Raw genomic sequence first — 17661 nt, forward strand, 5'->3', positions numbered from 1 at the left:
GTCGACTTGGTTGAATCGCTCGTCGATTTGGCCGAGCTGGGTGTCGACCTGGTTGAATCGCTCGTCGATTTGGCCGAGCTGGGTGTCGACTTGGTTGAATCGCTCGTCGATTTGGACGAGCTGGGTGTCGACTTGGTTGAATCGCTCGTCGATTTGGCCGAGCTGGGTGTCGACTTGGTTGAATCGCTCGTCGATTTGGCCGAACCGTGTGTCGACTTGGTTGAATCGCTCGTCGATTTGCTCGAACCGCGTGTCGACATACCCCCGCAAGTCCGTGAAGTCTTCCCGTACGGCGTTGAAGCTGGCGGTGGTGGCCCGCCGGAAGTCGCGCAGTTCGTCACGAAACTCTGTGACATCGCGGTCGGCTGCGCCTGCGAGGACGCGTGCAGCGGCGGCGTCTTGTTCGCTTGCCCCTACCCGCGCCGCGAGCTGGTGTACCTGAGACTCCAACTTGGTCACACGGGCTTCCAGATTGTCGGGCGACATGCTGGTGAGCTTACCGAGTTTGACCCGCGCCGCCAGTCACTCGGATGCCGGTTCATGGGCGCTTTCCGGTACTGCCCCAGACCTGACCTCTGACCAGCAAGGTCGGTTCATCGGCAGTCTGCCGCAACTTGCGAGATCTCGATATCGAAAGGTATACAGTATGAGTAATAGCTTTACCAGACAGCCGCGAGTGGCCACTTAGAACACGCCGTCGGCGATTTCGCGTGTCATAACTGGCCACTGGGCGACAGGAGCGTCATGTGAGTACGGCCGACGATGTCGCAACGGGCGCGGCTGCGGTCCTGTACGAGGCGACCCCGAGTGGTGTCGCGGTCGTGACGCTGAATCGCCCGAAACGGCTCAACGCCTGGGGGCCGGACATCTCGTCGCGCTTTTACGCATGCATGGACCGCGCCGAAGCCGATCCCGCGGTGCGGGTGATTGTGCTGACCGGCAACGGCAAGGGGTTTTGTGCCGGCGCGGATCTGGGCGGTGCCGGCTCCATCGACGAGAAGTTGGGCGAGCGCGACGTCGACGTCACCCAGCTGGTTGGCGAACGCTACCCGCACTTCCTCACCGCGCTGCGCAAGCCAGTCATCGCTGCGGTCAACGGCGCCTGCGTCGGGATCGGCCTGACCCATGCCCTGATGTGTGACATCCGGTTCGCGGCTGCCGGCGCCAAGTTCGCTACGGCGTTCACCCGCCGCGGGCTGATCGGCGAATACGGCATTACCTGGATCCTGCCGCGGGTCGCGGGCTGGGGCGCCACAATGGATCTGCTGCTGAGCGGACGGACGTTTTACGCCGAAGAGGCCCACGAACTCGGACTGGTCAACGAAGTGGTCGCACCCGGCCAGTTGATGGCACGCGTCATGGAGTACGCCGAAGACATCGCGCGCAACTGTTCACCGGCATCGCTGGCGGTGATCAAGCAACAGGCCTACGGCGACGCGCTGCGCGACGTGGCCGACGTCAGTGCGCGTGCCGAAACGCTGATGCACGAGTCACTGCTACGGCCCGACGTCATCGAAGGCATCACCAGTTTTCTGGAGAAGCGGCCGCCGAATTTCCCGCCGCTGCCGAGCTAAGCCGAGAGGATCATCATGACCGCGTTGGGCTACCAAGCTATCGACGTCGACAACCACTACTACGAGCCGCTCGACTCGTTCACCCGGCATCTGGACAAGGAATTCAGGCGCCGGGGAGTGCAGATGGTCAGCGACGGTAAGCGCACCTGGGCATTGATGGGCGAGCGCATCAACCACTTCATTCCCAATGTCACGTTCGACCCGATCATCGTGCCCGGCTGTCTGGACCTGTTGTTCCGCGGCGAGATTCCAGAAGGTGTCGACCCGGCGTCACTGATGAAAGTCGAGCGGCTGGCCGAGCACCCGGAGTACCAGAACCGCGACGCACGTATCGCGGTGATGGACACCCAGGGTATCGAAACGGTTTTCATGCTGCCCACTTTCGCGTGCGGTGTCGAAGAGGCCCTCAAGCACGACATCGAAGCGACGATGGCCTCGGTCCACGCGTTCAACCTGTGGCTCGACGAGGACTGGGGGTTCGACCGACCTGATCACCGCATCGTCGCGGCCCCGATCATCTCACTGGCTGACCCGGACAAGGCTGTCGAGGAAGTCGAGTTTGTGCTGGCGCGCGGCGCCAAGATGGTGCTGGTGCGCCCGGCGCCGGTGCCCGGGGTGGTCAAGCCACGCTCGCTGGGTGATCGCAGCCACGACCCGGTGTGGGCCCGGTTGGCGGAGGCCGGCGTGCCGGTGGGCTTTCACCTAAGCGACAGCGGCTATTTGGCGATCGCCGCGCTGTGGGGCGGCAAGGTGACCTTCGAGGGGTTCGGCGCCAAAGATCCGCTCGACCAGGTGCTGCTCGACGACCGCGCGATCCACGACACCATGGCCTCGATGATCGTGCACGGGGTGTTCACCCGGCACCCGAAGCTGAAGGCCGTCAGCATCGAGAACGGCTCGTATTTCGTCTACCGGCTGATCAAGCGGCTCAAGAAGGCCGCCAACAACCAGCCGCGCTATTTCCCGGAGGACCCGGTGGAGCAGTTGCGCAACAACGTGTGGATCGCTCCATACTACGAAGACGATGTGCGGTTGTTGGCCGACACCATCGGGGTCGACAAGATCTTGTTCGGCAGCGACTGGCCACACGGGGAAGGCCTGGAATCGCCGCTGTCGTTCACCGAAGAATTGACCGGCTTCAGCGACGGTGATATCCGAAAGATCATGCGCGACAATGCCTTGGAACTGCTCGGCGTAAACGTTGGGTCGGCGGCCTAGCCGATCACGCGCATGAGCCAATGGACCATAGGCGCGGTGCTCGACGCCATCGCCGACGTGATCGGCGACCGAACGATGACGGTGTGCGGGGGCCGCCGCAGCAGCTTCGCCGAGTCCGCAGATCGCACCCGCCGGCTGGCGAACTACCTTGCCGGCCAAGGGCTTGGCGCCCACCGGGAACGGGCCAGCCTGCAAAACTGGGAATGTGGGCAAGACCGGGTTGCGCTGATCATGCACAACGACCTCTACACCGACATGGTGATCGGGTGCCTGAAGGCCCGCACCGTGCCCGTCAACGTCAACTACAACTACACGCCGCGCGAGGTTGCCGACCTGCTGGACTACCTGCGGCCCACCGTGGTGATCTACCACCGCTCACTCGGCGCCAAGTTCGCCTCCGTGCTGCCACCGGACGGCGCAGAGGTGCTGGTGTCAATCGACGACGGCAGCGTAGCTCCTCAACTGCCCGGCGCGGTCTCGCTGGATGATGCACTCGCACAAGGCGACACCGATCAGGACGTGACGGCGTCGCCGGATGATCTGCTGATGATCTGCACCGGCGGCACCACCGGCCGTCCGAAAGGGGTGCTCTGGCGACAGTCCGATATCTACGTGTCGTCGATGGTGGGCGCCGATCACGGCTCCGTCGAGGAGATCCACGACAAAGTGCGCGGTCCGGCCGGGGCGCCGTGGTTCGCCGTCTCACCGCTGATGCACGCGGCCGGGATGTGGACGGCGTTCTCGGCGATCATGGCCGGCACCACTGTGGTGCTCTACGACACGGGCAAAAGACTCGACCCGCGATCGGTCTGGCGGACCGCCGAACGCGAGAAGGTCGGCCTGATGACGATGGTCGGCGACGCCTACGCGGCGCCACTGGTCGACGAGCTACGGCGTGGCTCCTATGACCTGTCGTCGCTGTATGCGATCGGAACCGGCGGTGCGGCAACCAATCCGCGATACCAACGGGCGCTGCTGGAACTGCTACCCCACATCACGCTCATTAACGGATACGGCTCGTCGGAAACCGGGAACATGGGATTTGGGCACAGCCGGCGCGACAGTCGAACCGACACCTTCGTATTGCGCGAGGGTGGGCTGGTGCTGTCAGAGGACTACAGCCACTTCGTTGCGGCCGGCGAGCCCGGAGTGGGATGGGTGGCCCGGGAAGGGCGAATCCCGCTGGGCTACTTCAACGATCGCGACGCCACCCGGCAAACCTTTCCCGAGGTCGACGGTAAGCGGGTGGTGATACCGGGTGATCGTGCCGCCCTGGAGCCCGACGGCACGTTGCGGTTGTTCGGCCGCGACTCGCTAGTGGTCAACACCGGCGGCGAAAAGGTTTTCGTCGAGGAGATCGAAGAAGTGCTGCGCGCCCACCCCGGGATCGTCGACGCGCTGGTGGTGGGCCGGCCGAGCGAGCGCTGGGGCGAAGAGCTCGTCGCCCTGGTGCAACTGCGTGCCGGCGTAGAGGCCGTCCATGAGCCGTTGCACGCGCATTGCTCGTCCCAGCTGGCACGGTTCAAAGCACCTAAGGAGTTCATCTTCGTCGAGCGCGTCCAGCGGCTGGGCAACGGGAAGGCCGATTACCGTTGGGCGAAAAGTCGGGCGACTGAGCCGACTGGAGAAAGGGCTTGGCTGCCGACATGAAAGCAATCGATTGCCTCGTCAACGTTCACTTCGGCGAGACCGAGAAACAGCCGACGTGGATGCTCAAGGTCCGCGACGACTACTTCAAGGGCCCGGAATCGATGTTCGCGCCGGTCGACCTGTCGGAGTTGCTCGACGAAATGGACGAGCAGGGCGTGGTCAAAGCCATCCTGATGGACAACCTGGCCAAGCCGTCGACCACCGCGCGCAAGTTCGTGGAGGCCAAGCCGGATCGGTTCGCGCTGGCGATCGGCGGCGTCAACCTGCTGCGGCCGATTCCGTCGTTGCGTGAACTCAGCACCGTCGTCGCCGACCTGCCGGTCGCGTATACCGCTGTGGGGCCCAGCTTTTGGGGTGACGGGCAGTATCCGCCCAGCGATGCCGTTTACTACCCGCTGTACACGAAATGCGCTGAGCTGGAGTTGCCGCTGTGCATCAACACCGGCATCCCGGGGCCGCCGATCCCCGGGGAGGTGCAGAACCCGATTCATCTCGACCGGGTCTGCGTACGATTCCCCGAGCTCAAGCTGTGCATGATTCACGGTGCTGATCCGTGGTGGGACGTCGCGATCCGGTTGCTGATCAAATACGCCAATCTGCGCCTGATGACGTCGGCGTGGTCGCCGAAGCGGCTACCCGAGAGCTTGCTGCACTATATGCGGACGCGTGGACAGGGCAAGGTGATCTTCGGCTCGGACTGGCCGGTGCTCAAGATGCGCCGTGTCGTTCCCGAAGCTCTTGCGTTGGAATTGCCGGGCGATGTGCTCGAGAACTACCTCTACAACAACGCACACGAATTCTTCTTCGGCGGCCAGGAGGAGCGCTGACCATGGACCGCTACGAGCTGCGCAGGTTCGACTACAGCCTGACCGAGGATCATCAGGCGTTGCACGCGGCGTATAAGGACTTCTTCACCACACACTGCTCGATCGAAACGGTGCGCGCCGCAGAGGAAACCGGATTCGACAAGAGCCTGTGGGAGCGGTTGTGCGCCATGGGTGCCACCACGATGGCGCTACCGGAAGCCGTCGGCGGTGACGGCGCGACACTGGTCGATTTGACGTTGGTGGCCGAGGAGATCGGCCGCTCGCTGGCGCCGGTGCCGTGGATCGATCACGTCTGCGCGGCCCGGCTGCTGGCCCGGCTGAATGCGACCGAACCCGACGTCGTCAGCGGTCGGCGACTCGCGGCGGTGGACCCGCAACACGACAGCGTTTCGGGAGCGCGGCTCATCCCTACGGGGTCGATCGCCGACCAGATCATCGTGCGGGAGGGCGGCGAGGTGGTGCGGCTGACCTTCGCCACCCGCCCGACCAAAGTGGACAACATCGGCAGGCTGCCGATGGCATGGGTCGACCCGGCGGCCGCGGATAGCCGCACTGTGCTTGCCAGTGGGCCGGGCGCGTTGGCCGAATACCAGCGGGCCCTTGATGAATGGCGGCTGTTGACGGCCGCGGCTCTGGTCGGTCTGGTCGAGGAGACGATGAATATCGCAGCAGAGTTCGCCAAGACCCGCTATACGCTCGGTGTGCCGATCTCGACCCTGCAGGCCATCTCACATCCGCTGGCCAACATCGCGATCACCGTTCAGGCCGGCCGCAATCTGGCACGGCGCGCGGCATGGTTTTTGGACAACGAGCCCGACGAGCGTCCCGAGTTGGCGCCGTCGGCATTCGTGTTCATGGCCGAGGAGGCGGCCAAAGCCGCGACGATGGCGGTACATATCCAAGGCGGCCTCGGGGTCTCTGCGGAAGCGGCGGCGACCGCGTATCTGGTGCGCGCCCGTGGGTGGGCGCTGGCCGGCGGGGACCCCGGCGCCAGCGCCACCTACATCGGTGAGCTCGTTGCCGCTCGTGAAAGCCGTTCCGGGAAGGACGCATAAATGGATTTCTCTCGAGTCGCGCTGACCGACGACGACCAGGCCTTCCTCGACGAGGTTCGTGACTTCCTGCGCACCCATGTCACCGAAGACGTCAAACGCCGCGACCGCGAAACCGGTGACAACTTCGACGAAGGTGTGCATCTGGCTCTCGGCGCCGCCGGCTACCTCGAACGCGAATGGAAGCCGGAATCTGAGGGCGGGTTCAGCCGGGTGCGACGCCGGATCTGGGAACTGGAGAAGCGACGCGCTCACGTGCCGTGGGTCACCTGGGGCACCACCGCCATGGTGGCTCGCTCGGTGGTGACGTTCGGCTCTGCCGAACTGCGTGATGAGGTGCTGCCCGGGGTGTTCAGCGGGCATGTTCGGCTGTGCCTGGGCTACACCGAACCCGAGGGTGGCTCCGACGTGGCCACCTGTAAGACTCGCGCGGTCCGGGAGGCGGATGGGTCGAGCTGGGTCATCAACGGCTCCAAGATGTTCACCACCGGAGCGCACAACTGCCAGTACGTGTTCCTGATTACCAACACCGACCCGGAAGCGCCGAAACACAAAAGCCTGACGATGTTTTTGGTTCCGCTGAATTCGCCGGGCATCGAAATCCAGGGCATCCGGACCATCGACGGCGATCGCACCAACATCGTCTACTACAGCGACGTGCGCGTCGACGACAAGTACCGGCTCGGCGATGTCAACGGTGGGTGGACGGTGCTGCGCGAACCGCTGAACGTCGAGCACGGCGCGGTGGCGGCGGCGCCCGACGGACTGCAGGACGTGTCGATCATGATGCACCAGGCCGGTTTCATGGCTGACGCGCTCGACAAAGCCGCCGGCAAGGCCGCCGAGCAGGATCCCAACGGCCGCAGCCTGATCGACGATCGTTCGGTGGCATACCGGTTGGGCCGTAGCGCCGCACGCATGGAGGCGGCGCTGAGCGCACCGAGCATCTTCGGACGTGTGGCGCTCGCGCAGACGATGCGCGACATCTCACCGGACCTGATGGACATCCTCGGCACGGCAGCGTCGTTGCCGATCGGTACTGACCGGGCCGCCGACGACGGCGCGGCCGAATACGTGTACCGGTTCGCGCCGCTGGTCGGTATCTACGGCGGCACGCTGGAGGTATTCCGCAACATGATCGCCCAGCACGTCCTCGGCCTGGGCCGGCCAACGTACGGAGCGTCGTAACCCCCTTTGGCGCGAGCGTGCGTGTCCCCGGCCGACACGCCGAACTAATTTCCGGGTTTACGCACACTCGCCGCGGAAGGCGCTCACGCGATCGCGCCGGAATCCTTCAGTTCAGCGATGTGATCCCAATCCATCCCGAGTTCCATCAGCACGATCTCGGTATGCTCCGACGCTTGCGGGGCCCGCGTCGTCACCAGCGGCTCGTGATTGAACTGCACCGGCCCGCGCACAACCTTGAACGGCGCACCGCCGCTGGCCAATTCGACGTCGACGATCATGTCGTTGGCGATCGCCTGCTCGTCGGCGGCCAGATCGATGAGGCTTTGGAACGGCGCCCATTGGCCTTTCATCGTCTTCAGGTGCTGTCGCCAGTAGTCAAAAGTCTTGCCGGCAAAGGCCTTCGCGATGAGTTCGGTAGCTGCGTCGGCGTTTTGTATCAGTGGGAGCACATCTGAAAAGCGCGGATCGTCGGCCGCCTCCGGGATACCGAGGTGCTCGAAAGTGTCGCGGATCAAGCCGGTCGGACTGATGATGCACAGGTTGATCGTGCCGCCGTCGGAGGTCAAGTAGTTGCTCATGAACGGGTTTACCGATGGCGCGGCGGATCCCGGCATGGGGCTGCGCATCACCTCTCCGGTTTCCATACCTTGTGTCACACTCGCGCCAGCGGCCCACCATGCCGTGCTCAGCAACGACACGTCCAACTCCAGGGCTTCGCCAGTCCGCTCACGGTGCAGCAACGCGGCCGCGATGCCACCGGCAATGAACATGCCGCCGATGGAATCGCCGAAGGCCGGAATACCTTGTCCCAGTGCGCCGCCCAGCTCCTCCGGCGTGAGCGCGTATCCCACCCCGCTCCGCGTCCAGAATGCCGTCCCGTCATAGCCGCCAACGTCGCGCTCGGGCCCCTTGTCGCCGTATGCCGAACCGCGCGCATACACAATGTTGGGGTTCGCTGCGCGAATGTGCGCCACGTCGAACTTGTGCTTCTCCCGCTGCGCAGGCATGTAGTTGGTCAGGAAAACGTCGGAGTTCTTGGCCAGTTCATAGAGCACTTCCTGGCCGCCCGGCGTGGAGATGTCGATTCCGACGCTACGCTTGCCTCGATTGGGATGTTCCATCAATGGATGCCGCTCGGGGTCGATCTGGATACCACCCATGTTCAGGAAGCCACGCTGGGTATCGCCGCGCACCGGATGCTCGACCTTGATGACGTCGGCGCCCCAGTCGGCCAGGATGGCACCGGCCGCCGGAACGAACGTGAACTGCGCAACTTCCAGAACCCGAAACCCGTCCATCACCTTGATCATTGCCGGCACGTTACTTGGCGTCGAAGGTCACCGGAAGAGCGGTGGGCGAGCGGAACGGCTGACCGTGGATATGCGGACCGCTGTCGACGACGAGCTGGATATTGGTCATCCGGTTCAGCAGACATTCCAGCGCGACCCGCGTCTCCATGCGCGCTAAATGCAGCCCGAGGCACGTGTGTTCGCCTGCGGCGAAGGAGATATGCGGCATGTGCGGGCGGAAGATATCGAATTCCTCCGGGCGCTCCCAGCGGTGCTCGTCGCGGTTCGCCGAACCGATGCACACGTCGACGACCGACCGCGCGGGAATCGTGACCCCGTCGAGTTCGGTGTCTTCGGTGGTGAACCGCTGCACGGTGGTCAGTGGTGTCTCGAAGCGCAGCCCTTCCTCGATCGCCTTGGGGATCAACTCGCGATCCGCCTGCACCGCGGCGAACTGATCCGGATGGGTGAGCAACAGGTAGAGCAGATTGCCCGACGAGCGATAGGTGGTTTCCAACCCGGCGGGCAGCAGCAGCCTGAGAAACGAGTAGATGGCTTCGTCACTGAGCTTTTCGCCGTCGATCTCCGCGGTGACCAAGTCGCCGACGATGTCTTCGGTTGGCGTGGTTTTACGTTGTTCGATCTGCTCGAGGAAGTAATCCTTCAACGCGGTCGACGCCTCGAAGGCGCGCTCGTAGTTGACGGTGTAGCTGATCAATTCGACTGCGCGACGGTGAAACATCGGCAGGTCTGCCTCTGGCAGACCCAGGAGCTTGGCGATGACCCGGGTGGGAAACTCGAACGTGAACTGCCGGACGAGGTCGGCTTCGCCGGCATCGATGAATTCGTCGATGAGCGCATCGCAGATCGGCCGCACGATCGTGGGCTCCCAGCGGGCGAGGTTCTTGGACTTGAAGGCCGCCGAAACCAGGTTGCGATGGTCGCGGTGCTTCTTGCCCTCCATCGCCAGGATGGTCGGACCCATGAATAAGCCAATGGTTGTGTCGTACATCGCCGAACTGAAGACCTGGCCGTCGCGGAATGCTTTGTTCACCGCATCGAAGGACATCGCGGCGAAGGATCGCTTTGGCCGCAGCGAATCGGGGGTCTTGGTGTAATCCATCACCGTTCCGGCGAACACTCCGGTCTTTTGGCGCTGCTGGAGAAAATACGGGTATGGGTCGCGGAGGTAGCCGGCAGGCTTGTCGACGGCGACGGCCTCTTGAAGTTGACTTTCCACAGCTGCTCTCCGGCTCGGCTAAACGCTCCTACTGTAAATATTACAGTAGACTACGTCAGCGCGGGCGGCTGCCGTAAGCTCTGCAGCCATGAGCTCAGTCGGCGAACGGATCGGCAATTCCGTAGAGCAGCCTCCGCCCGCGCTACAGGCGATCCTGGAACGCCAGCGGCGAGCATTCCTTGCCGAGGGGCCACCCAGCGCCGCCGTGCGGCGTAACCGGATCGATCGGCTGATGGCGTTGCTGCTGGACAACAGCGACGCGTTCATCGACGCCATGGCCGCCGACTATGGCACCCGGTCCAAGGCGGCATCGTTGTTCACCGAAATCGTCGGCATCATCTCGGTGGTCGAGCACACCAGAAGTCATGTGGCGCACTGGATGCGGCCGACAAAACTGATGCGGGCCGCACGGATGTCCGGCTTGCGTGCGGAGGTGCAGCCCACCCCGCTGGGCATCGTGGGCATCATCGGACCATGGAACTTCCCGGTCAACCTGGTGGTGCTGCCGGCATCAGCGGCGTTTGCGGCCGGTAACCGGGTGATGATCAAGATGTCGGAGATCACCGCACACACCGCGGAGTTGATGAAGGCCACCGCACCGAAATACTTCGACGCGGCCGAACTCGATGTGGTGACCGGCGGCCCAGAGGTTGCGGCCGCCTTCTCCGCGTTGCCGTTCGACCACCTGTTCTTCACTGGTTCGCCGTCGGTGGGGGCGTTGGTGCAGCGAGCGGCCGCGCAGAACCTGGTGCCGGTGACGCTGGAGCTCGGGGGCAAGAACCCGGTGGTCGTCGCGCCGGGCGCTGATGTCCGGCGCTCGGCGACGCGCATCGCGCGGGGCCGGATGGTCAACGGCGGCCAGGTGTGTGTCTGCCCCGATTACGTGTTGGTGCCCAACGACCGGATAGCGGCATTCGTCGATGCCGCGCGTGAGACCCTGCACGGAATGTTCCCGCGCATCGTCACCAACGACGACTACTGCTCGAGCGTCAACCAAGCCAATTTCGACAGGGTTGTGGGACTGATCGAGGATGCGCGAGCCCACGGAGCACATGTGGAAACGATTGCGCCCGAGGGAGAGTCACTACCCGACCGGGCGACTCGCAAGATCGGGCCCACTATTGTGTGCGGCATCGATGATCGCATGAAGATTGCGCACGAGGAGATCTTCGGCCCGGTGCTAACGGTCCAGGGATATTCCCGGCTCGACGGCGCCATTGACTACATTAACCAACGGCCGGCACCGCTGGTAGCCTACTGGTACGGTCCGGACGACGACGACTTCCGAACCTTCGTCCGCAACACCCGCAGCGGCGGAGTGGCGCGTAACGACTTTGCTGCGCAGATGATTCCGTCAGCGGCGCCATTCGGGGGAGTGGGCCGCAGCGGGATGGGCGCTTACCACGGCAAGGCCGGTTTCGATACGTTCAGTCACTACCGCACCGTGGTCGGCAACGATCTGCCGTTCAGCATCACCGGAACCGCGGCCCCGCCGTTCGGCTTGCCGTTGCGCCTCGGCGCCAGTGCGGCGATGCGGATTGCGCGGATGCGTACCCGTCGCAGGCTCGAGCGTGGTGCGCGCGGCATGCCTGAAATTTAGTAAACCCAACTGTCCCTGAGTGGGGACAACACCTTCTCCGACTTGATATCACATACGGCATCGTTTTCGAGAAGGGCCTTATGACCAGCTGCTGGTGCCGGTGTGACCCGTGATAGCCGAGTAGGTGGCCCGAACTAACCGGTCACCGCCTGCTCACGTGCCCAGCGGTAGTCGGCCTTACCCGACGGGCTTCGCTCGATCACCGGCCGGAAGACGATCGCTTTGGGAAGCTTGTAGCGGGCCAACGAGTTTGCGGCATGCGCGATCAATTCCTCGGCGCCGGCATCGGCGCCCTCGGCGAGCGCGACCACCGCGACGACTTCCTGGCCCCACCGCTCGCTCGGCCGCCCCGCGACTACGACATCGGCCACCGCGGGATGTGACGCGACCGCCGTCTCGACCTCCTCGACGAAGATCTTCTCGCCGCCCGAGTTGATGCACACCGAGTCGCGCCCCAATAGCTCGACAACGCCGTCGGCGCGGTGGCGTGCGCGGTCGCCGGGCACCGCATATCGGACGCCGTCAATGACCGGGAACGTTTTGGCGGTCTTGGCGGCGTCGCCTTTGTAGCCGAGCGGGACATAACCGCGCTGCGCGAGCCAGCCCATGTCGTCGTGACCCGGTTGCAGGAGCGAGCCGAAATCTTCGGCCATCACGTAGGTATCCGGGCCGGGGTTGAACGTGCCGGTCGACACCGCCCCGGTCATCGACAGGTGGCTCATCTGCGCACCGGTCTCCGAGGAGCCGACGCCGTCGATCACCATGGCGTTGGGCAGCGCCTCGATCAAGCGTTGCTTGACGTGGGGGGTCAGCAGGGCACCGCCATTGGCCACCACCGCCAACGACGACACGTCGGCGATGCCCTTTTCGATCGCCGCCAGCAGCGGTCGCGCCATCGCGTCCCCGACCACCGTGACCACCGCAACCTTCTCCCGCTCGATGGTTCGGACGACGTCGTCGGCGTCCAGATGGTCAACCACCGACGGGAAGACCAACGTCTGCCCGGTCGTGATCGCCGTCATCACGCTCCACTGGGCGGCGCCGTGAATCAGCGGCGGCAGGATCAGCAGTTTGGTGCCCGGGCCATCGGTCAGGCGCCCGACGATCTCCTCGATGGAGCCGACGGTCTCGCCGGTCACCAGATTTCGGCCACCGAAGGATGTCATGAAGATGTCGTGCTGACGCCACAAAACGCCTTTCGGCATCCCGGTGGTGCCGCCGGTGTAGAGCACGTACAGATCGTCGGGCGACGGCTGCGCCGGCAGCGGCGTCAATGAACCTGATCCGACGATCGTCTCGTAATCGACTGCGCCGTAGACCAGGTCATTGCCCGAATCGTCGGCGATCTGAATCAGCACACGTAGCTGAGGAAGATCCGGCAGCACCTCGGCGACCCGCGGCGCGAATGCGGCGTGGTAAATCAGTGCGGTCGCGCCGGAGTCGGCGAGCAAGTATTGCAGTTCGCTCTTGACGTAGCGGAAGTTGACGTTGAACGGTGCGACGCGCGCTTGGAATGCGCCCAGCAACCCTTCGACGAATTCGTTTCCGTTGTAGGCATACAGCCCGACCAGGTCCTGCCCGACCTCGTGGCCGGCGAGCCCAGATCGCTCGGTGTGGCATCCGAGTCCGCGGGAGTGCATGAATGACGCCAGCCGGTGGGATCGCTCGAGAATTTGCGCGTATGTGAAACGACGATCGCCCTGGATGACCAGTTCGCGGTCGCCGATCGCCGCCGCGACGGCGGCAGCGACCGCGGGCACTGTGAATTGCGCTGCAGTGTCGGACATCGTGCCTCTTACGGTTGGTGGAGCAGGCGGATCTTCAGGCCGCCGGCTTCGGTGAGCAGGTGCCATCGGCGCTTGTCATCGTAGCGGTTCGGGAAATCCGCCGCGGGATTCGTCGGCAAGTGCGGTCAGCCCGGCATTGGGGCGATGACTGCACCCTGACACTCCTGAGTGACGACCGCGATGTATGCCGGGTCTATGAGTTCGGCGAGGGATGTCATGCCGGCACTTCGTAGAACTGCGTCGCCCACTTCCGCAGCGCCATATAGCCTTTCGCGTCTACTTTGGACAGCGGCGGATGTTCCACGTATTTCTGGTAGCGCCAGATTTGCAGATCGTCGAAGACAGTGGACAGGAACTGCTTTTCGATGACGTCGCGCAGCTTGCCGGACGGCACGTCGGCGGTGTCACCGGGGATACGCGGCCACCAGATGGAGTAGAACAGGTCGGAGCATTCATCGTCGACCGGCGTGCAAGTGAAGATCAGCCGATGGTTTTGCGCGCCCTCAAAGACGCTGATCGCGCCGCCGAGGCCGAACAAGTGGCTGTGAAACCGCAGCGCCAGGTCGTCGGGGTTTTCACTGGTGGCGTCCGGCCAGCCCGCGACAAATTGCCATTCGTGGTCCGCGATTTTCCAGTCCAGCACCCTGGGCGTCACCGTGGCATGGTGCACGTACTCGAAATGCGCACTGTCGGGCGCGTTTTCGGCCACGATCTGCGGATGTACCGGCTCGCATTCAGCACGTCGGGAGAACTCGGGATACGCCCGATAGTAAGCCGTCGGATCGATCTCGAATTGCGGGAACTTGCGGAAGATATCCGGCATCTCCCACTGCGGCTCCTTGCCGTCGGGCTGGTGCCACATGAAGACACAGTCGTATTGCTCGATGACCGGATAGACCCGCAGCCGCAGTCCGCGATTCGGCCGGTCGGGCTGATAGGGGATGTATTTGTTACAGCCGTCGGGTCCCCAGCGCCAACCGTGGAAGGGACACTCCACACAATCGCCGACTACCTTGCCGCCATGCCCGATGTGGGCGCCGAGGTGCTTGCAGTGCGCTTCGAGTACATGCAGTTCTCCGGACTCGTCCCGGTAGGCGACTAGGTCCTCACCGAAGTAGCGCAGCGGTCGGACTTCGCCGACCGGGAACTCCGGCGACCAGCCGATCATGAACCAGCCCGTGACTTTCCAGGTGAACGGGACTTTCACGCCAAGCGCCTTCCTACCTTCGTCCGCTGATACTAAAGACGTTACAGTATAGCTTTCAGGCAAGGAGGTGGTTCCAGGTGACCGACGAGCTCGAGGCGATCCGACAGTTGAAGGCGCGGTATTGCCGATTCCTGGACACCAAGGACCTCGACTCGTGGCGCACCGTGTTCACCAGCGATGTGGTCGTGACGCTGGATATGGCGGTGTCCACCGGCGGCGCCGACCCGATGACTGCCCCGCCGATCGAGGGCGTCGACAACTTCGCTCCCACGGTGATGGCCGGTCTCCAGGGCGTAGCGACCATGCATCACTGCCACACCCCGGAGATCACGCTCACCTCGGCCACCACGGCTACCGGCATCTGGGCGATGGAAGATCTTCTGATCTTCGGCGACGGCCGCGAATTGCACGGCGCCGGTCACTACCACGAGACGTACGAGAAAAATGACGGTGCGTGGCAAATCAAGAGCCTGCACCTGACCCGAACGATATTGAAGGTGATCGGGGGCTGACCTAGCCCGCCGGCGCGATGAACGCGTGCACGCTGGCGCCGTCGACGTGGTGATCCTGGTGGAGTTCGGGGAGTGACACAGGCCGGACCAGATACTGTAATTGTTCCAGTATCAGGCTGGAGACGTGTCCAGTCATAGGGAGCGGTGATGGAAAGCCATACCGGAATCGGACGGCGTGCACTGGTCATGGGCGCCAGCGGCTTCGTGGGTTCACATGTCACCCGCCAACTCGTCGAGCGGGGCGACGAGGTGCGGGTGCTGCTCCGGAAAACCAGCTCCACACGAGGAATCGACGACCTCGACGTCGAAGTGCACTACGGCGACCTCGTCGACCAGCAGGCGGTGCGCCGGGCGATGGCCGATCGCGACGTCGTCTACTACTGCGTCGTGGATGCCCGGGCATGGCTGCACAATCCCGCTCCGCTGTTCGCAACCAATGTCGAGGCCCTGCGGCACGTCCTGGATGTCGCGGCCGAGGCCAATCTGCACCGCTTCGTGTTCCTGAGCACGATCGGGACCGTTGCAATCGGCTCCGGCGACAGCCCGGCCAACGAGGAAACACCGTTCAATTGGCACGGCCAGGGCGGTCCCTACATCGAGTCTCGGCTACAGGCCGAGCAACTGGTCATGCGATACGCCGAAGAGCGCGGACTCCCCGCAGTGGCGATGTGCGTGTCCAACACGTATGGCCCCCGTGACTGGCAGCCAACCCCGCATGGCTCGCTGGTCGCGGCGGCCGCCCTGGGAAAGATGCCGGTCTACGTCAAGGACGTGGCAGCCGAAGTGGTCGGCATCGAAGATGCCGCGGCGGCAATGCTGCTGGCGGGGGAGCGCGGCCGCGTCGGCGAACGCTACATCATCTCCGAAAGCTTCATGACCACGCGCGACGTCTTGGAAACCGCCGCCCATGCCGTCGGAGTCAAGCCGCCGCGCTTCGGTGTTCCGCTGCAACTGGTGACGATGTTCGGACATGCGGTCAGTCTGCTGCGTCTTGGCCTCCCGGTGAACGCCACCACCGTGCGGTTGATGCGGCTGACGTCGCCGCTTGACCACGGCAAGGCCGTCCGGGAGTTGGGATGGACTCCGAATCCGACGTCTGACTCGATACGACGTGCCGCGCACTTCTATGTCGAACGCGCACAGCGTCGACCACAGGCGGTCAAGCCATGACGTCCGCAGACTCCTGTGACGCGCTAGTCGTCGGCGCCGGCTTCTCCGGCTTGTATGCGTACACCGGCGGGATTCCCGAATACCGGTGTCGCTGCGACGAGATCGCTGCCGGCGGGTACACCGGATGCAAGCTGGCGTAGATGGCAAACCGCGCATTGGATGTCGGCCGAGAGCTAGCCATGGTGCTGCCGCGGACGGTGTCCGGGCTCACCGAATCGACCGGCTGGACCCCGTCGCCGCGCGGTGCGCGTCAGTTCGGTGAGGTCATGATGGACGAACTGGTTCTCACCGGTTTCTCGCTGTTCGGCGGCGATCTAGCCGAAGCCGTACGGCCATTGGGTGAGTGCACCGACGCGGCTCAGGAACTGTCTACCTTGGGCGTCGACGGCGCGCACGCCGACCCGCACCCGTTGCACGTCAAGGCGATCCAACGTCGGCGCATGGGCATGCTGGCCTACGATCGAGTGACCTTCGAACACGACCCGTTGCTGCCGAGTGCGCTGACCACCGCGGGCCTCGGTGGCTCGGCGACCGCAGTGGTGCACGTGTGCCGATACCGCGACAAGCCGAGGCCGTGGCTGGTATGGGTACACGGCGCCGGCCAGGGGCGACCTGAGGACCTGTTGGTGTCCCGGGCCAGACGATTGCAGCGCTCGCTGGGTTTCAACATTGCGGTACCGGTACAGCCGGGACACGGCAGCCGTCGCCGTCAGTGGCCGCCGTATCCGAACATGGATCCGTTGACCAATGTTGCGGGCATGATGCGCGCCGTATCGGAGGTTCGCGCCGTCGTGCAGTGGGTGCAGCCAGAGTCGACCGTCGTTGTGGTGTCCGGCATTTCGATGGGCAGCGCGGTGGCGGCGTTGGTGTCGCATTTCGAGAAGCAGGTCGATGCGGTCGCGTTGTACACGCCGATTCTCGGACTCAACGCGATGATCGCCCAACACCTGGCACGTTGGGGTACCGCGCGCGGCGAGGTCAGAGAGCTGCTGGGGTCACCGGTCGTGTCGGCGCTGACTTCGGTGATCGATCCGCTCTCGGTGGAGCCTGCGCCGCCGCCGCATCGCCGGCTGATCGTCGGAGCGTGGCATGATCGAATGGCGATGCGCGAGCCCGCTGTTGCGCTGCAGGACCGGTGGGGCGGCCAGTTCTACTGGTACGACGGCAGTCACGTCGGCCACATCTTCTCCCGGCGCGTGCAGGCGGTCTCGGAGCGCTTCTTGCGGGAGGTGGTGGGGTGAGCCGCACTGCCCGTGAGGTGGTGGAGTTGCCAGCATCGAGGTCATCCGCGTCGTCGACGGCAAGATCACCGAGGTGTGGAACTGTGGCTACAAGCAAGGGGTGTGA

The 17661-nt window shown here is 64.2% G+C and carries 15 protein-coding genes and 3 pseudogenes; 12 read left to right on the plus strand and 6 right to left on the minus strand.

Features of this window, described 5'->3' with window-relative positions:
• Positions 1-192: 192 nt before the first annotated feature.
• Positions 193-486 (minus strand): annotated as a pseudogene (locus A5707_RS10080) (hypothetical protein); the annotation flags it as partial.
• A gap of 260 nt (positions 487-746) precedes the next feature.
• Here A5707_RS10080 and A5707_RS10085 point away from each other — a divergent pair.
• The 6 genes from A5707_RS10085 to A5707_RS10110 are packed head-to-tail and all read left to right on the plus strand — an operon-like array spanning position 747 to position 7509.
• Complete coding sequence (locus A5707_RS10085) at positions 747-1574, plus strand: enoyl-CoA hydratase (protein ID WP_065014359.1); 828 nt, start codon at positions 747-749, stop codon at positions 1572-1574.
• 15 nt (positions 1575-1589) lie between these two features.
• Complete coding sequence (locus A5707_RS10090) at positions 1590-2792, plus strand: amidohydrolase family protein (RefSeq protein WP_065014360.1); 1203 nt, start codon at positions 1590-1592, stop codon at positions 2790-2792.
• Positions 2793-2804: 12 nt separating this feature from the next.
• The gene (locus A5707_RS10095; RefSeq protein WP_065014361.1) at positions 2805-4442 is read left to right on the plus strand and encodes an acyl-CoA synthetase; all 1638 of its coding nucleotides are present in this window, start codon (positions 2805-2807) and stop codon (positions 4440-4442) included.
• Positions 4439-5269, plus strand: a complete 831-nt coding sequence (locus A5707_RS10100) for an amidohydrolase family protein (protein WP_065014362.1) — start codon at positions 4439-4441, stop codon at positions 5267-5269. The genes A5707_RS10095 and A5707_RS10100 overlap by 4 nt, the downstream gene beginning before the upstream one ends.
• Before the next feature lie 2 nt (positions 5270-5271).
• Positions 5272-6324: an acyl-CoA dehydrogenase family protein gene (locus A5707_RS10105; protein WP_065014363.1), complete on the plus strand. Its 1053-nt coding sequence runs from the start codon at positions 5272-5274 to the stop codon at positions 6322-6324.
• On the plus strand, positions 6325-7509 hold the full coding sequence (locus A5707_RS10110) for an acyl-CoA dehydrogenase family protein (RefSeq protein ID WP_065014364.1): 1185 nt from the start codon (positions 6325-6327) through the stop codon (positions 7507-7509).
• 83 nt (positions 7510-7592) lie between these two features.
• Here A5707_RS10110 and A5707_RS10115 read toward each other — a convergent pair whose 3' ends face one another.
• Positions 7593-8807 carry a CaiB/BaiF CoA transferase family protein gene (locus A5707_RS10115; protein ID WP_065014391.1) on the minus strand — a complete coding sequence of 405 codons (1215 nt, stop codon included), beginning with the start codon at positions 8805-8807 and terminating at the stop codon, positions 7593-7595.
• A gap of 22 nt (positions 8808-8829) precedes the next feature.
• A complete protein-coding gene (locus A5707_RS10120) occupies positions 8830-10038 on the minus strand; it encodes a cytochrome P450 (protein WP_065014365.1) in 1209 nt (402 codons plus the stop codon).
• 151 nt (positions 10039-10189) lie between these two features.
• Between A5707_RS10120 and A5707_RS10125 the strand changes: the two genes are divergently transcribed.
• Complete coding sequence (locus A5707_RS10125; protein WP_065014392.1) at positions 10190-11638, plus strand: coniferyl aldehyde dehydrogenase; 1449 nt, start codon at positions 10190-10192, stop codon at positions 11636-11638.
• Positions 11639-11772: 134 nt separating this feature from the next.
• Here the strand turns inward: A5707_RS10125 and A5707_RS10130 are convergent, their stop codons facing one another.
• The 3 genes and pseudogenes from A5707_RS10130 to A5707_RS10135 form a co-directional block, all read right to left on the minus strand.
• Positions 11773-13425, minus strand: coding sequence for an acyl-CoA synthetase (locus tag A5707_RS10130; protein ID WP_065014366.1), 1653 nt, complete (start codon positions 13423-13425; stop codon positions 11773-11775).
• Positions 13426-13527: 102 nt separating this feature from the next.
• Positions 13528-13643 (minus strand): annotated as a pseudogene (locus A5707_RS24855) (cysteine hydrolase); the annotation flags it as partial.
• Complete coding sequence (locus A5707_RS10135) at positions 13640-14632, minus strand: Rieske 2Fe-2S domain-containing protein (protein WP_065014367.1); 993 nt, start codon at positions 14630-14632, stop codon at positions 13640-13642. The pseudogene A5707_RS24855 and the gene A5707_RS10135, both read right to left, overlap by 4 nt.
• A 77-nt stretch (positions 14633-14709) precedes the next feature.
• Here A5707_RS10135 and A5707_RS10140 point away from each other — a divergent pair, with 77 nt between their 5' ends.
• From A5707_RS10140 to A5707_RS23190, 5 genes and pseudogenes are all read left to right on the plus strand, one after another.
• Positions 14710-15144 (plus strand): nuclear transport factor 2 family protein, encoded by a 435-nt coding sequence (locus tag A5707_RS10140; protein ID WP_065014368.1) that lies wholly within the window; start codon positions 14710-14712, stop codon positions 15142-15144.
• Positions 15145-15291: 147 nt separating this feature from the next.
• Entirely contained in the window at positions 15292-16314 is a 1023-nt protein-coding gene (locus tag A5707_RS10145; RefSeq protein WP_065014369.1) for an NAD-dependent epimerase/dehydratase family protein, read from the plus strand.
• A complete protein-coding gene (locus A5707_RS23770) occupies positions 16311-16454 on the plus strand; it encodes a hypothetical protein (protein WP_156657745.1) in 144 nt (47 codons plus the stop codon). The genes A5707_RS10145 and A5707_RS23770 overlap by 4 nt, the downstream gene beginning before the upstream one ends.
• Positions 16455-17555, plus strand: coding sequence for a PHB depolymerase family esterase (locus A5707_RS10150; protein ID WP_065014370.1), 1101 nt, complete (start codon positions 16455-16457; stop codon positions 17553-17555). It abuts the gene before it with no gap.
• Positions 17556-17580: 25 nt separating this feature from the next.
• A pseudogene (locus tag A5707_RS23190) lies at positions 17581-17661 on the plus strand (nuclear transport factor 2 family protein); the annotation flags it as partial.

The sequence above is a fragment of the Mycobacterium kyorinense genome, from assembly GCF_001672775.1.
Lineage (GTDB): Bacteria > Actinomycetota > Actinomycetes > Mycobacteriales > Mycobacteriaceae > Mycobacterium > Mycobacterium kyorinense_A.

Bases quoted from the DNA above. Each gene is read 5' to 3' on its own strand.
- A5707_RS10090 (WP_065014360.1), top strand. From the start codon at position 1,590: ATGACCGCGTTGGGCTACCAAGCTATCGACGTCGACAACCACTACTAC.
- A5707_RS10095 (WP_065014361.1), top strand. From the start codon at position 2,805: ATGAGCCAATGGACCATAGGCGCGGTGCTCGACGCCATCGCCGACGTG.
- A5707_RS10100 (WP_065014362.1), top strand. From the start codon at position 4,439: ATGAAAGCAATCGATTGCCTCGTCAACGTTCACTTCGGCGAGACCGAG.
- A5707_RS10105 (WP_065014363.1), top strand. From the start codon at position 5,272: ATGGACCGCTACGAGCTGCGCAGGTTCGACTACAGCCTGACCGAGGAT.
- A5707_RS10110 (WP_065014364.1), top strand. From the start codon at position 6,325: ATGGATTTCTCTCGAGTCGCGCTGACCGACGACGACCAGGCCTTCCTC.
- A5707_RS10115 (WP_065014391.1), bottom strand. From the start codon at position 8,807: ATGGACGGGTTTCGGGTTCTGGAAGTTGCGCAGTTCACGTTCGTTCCG.
- A5707_RS10130 (WP_065014366.1), bottom strand. From the start codon at position 13,425: ATGTCCGACACTGCAGCGCAATTCACAGTGCCCGCGGTCGCTGCCGCC.
- A5707_RS10145 (WP_065014369.1), top strand. From the start codon at position 15,292: ATGGAAAGCCATACCGGAATCGGACGGCGTGCACTGGTCATGGGCGCC.
- A5707_RS23770 (WP_156657745.1), top strand. From the start codon at position 16,311: ATGACGTCCGCAGACTCCTGTGACGCGCTAGTCGTCGGCGCCGGCTTC.
- A5707_RS10150 (WP_065014370.1), top strand. From the start codon at position 16,455: ATGGCAAACCGCGCATTGGATGTCGGCCGAGAGCTAGCCATGGTGCTG.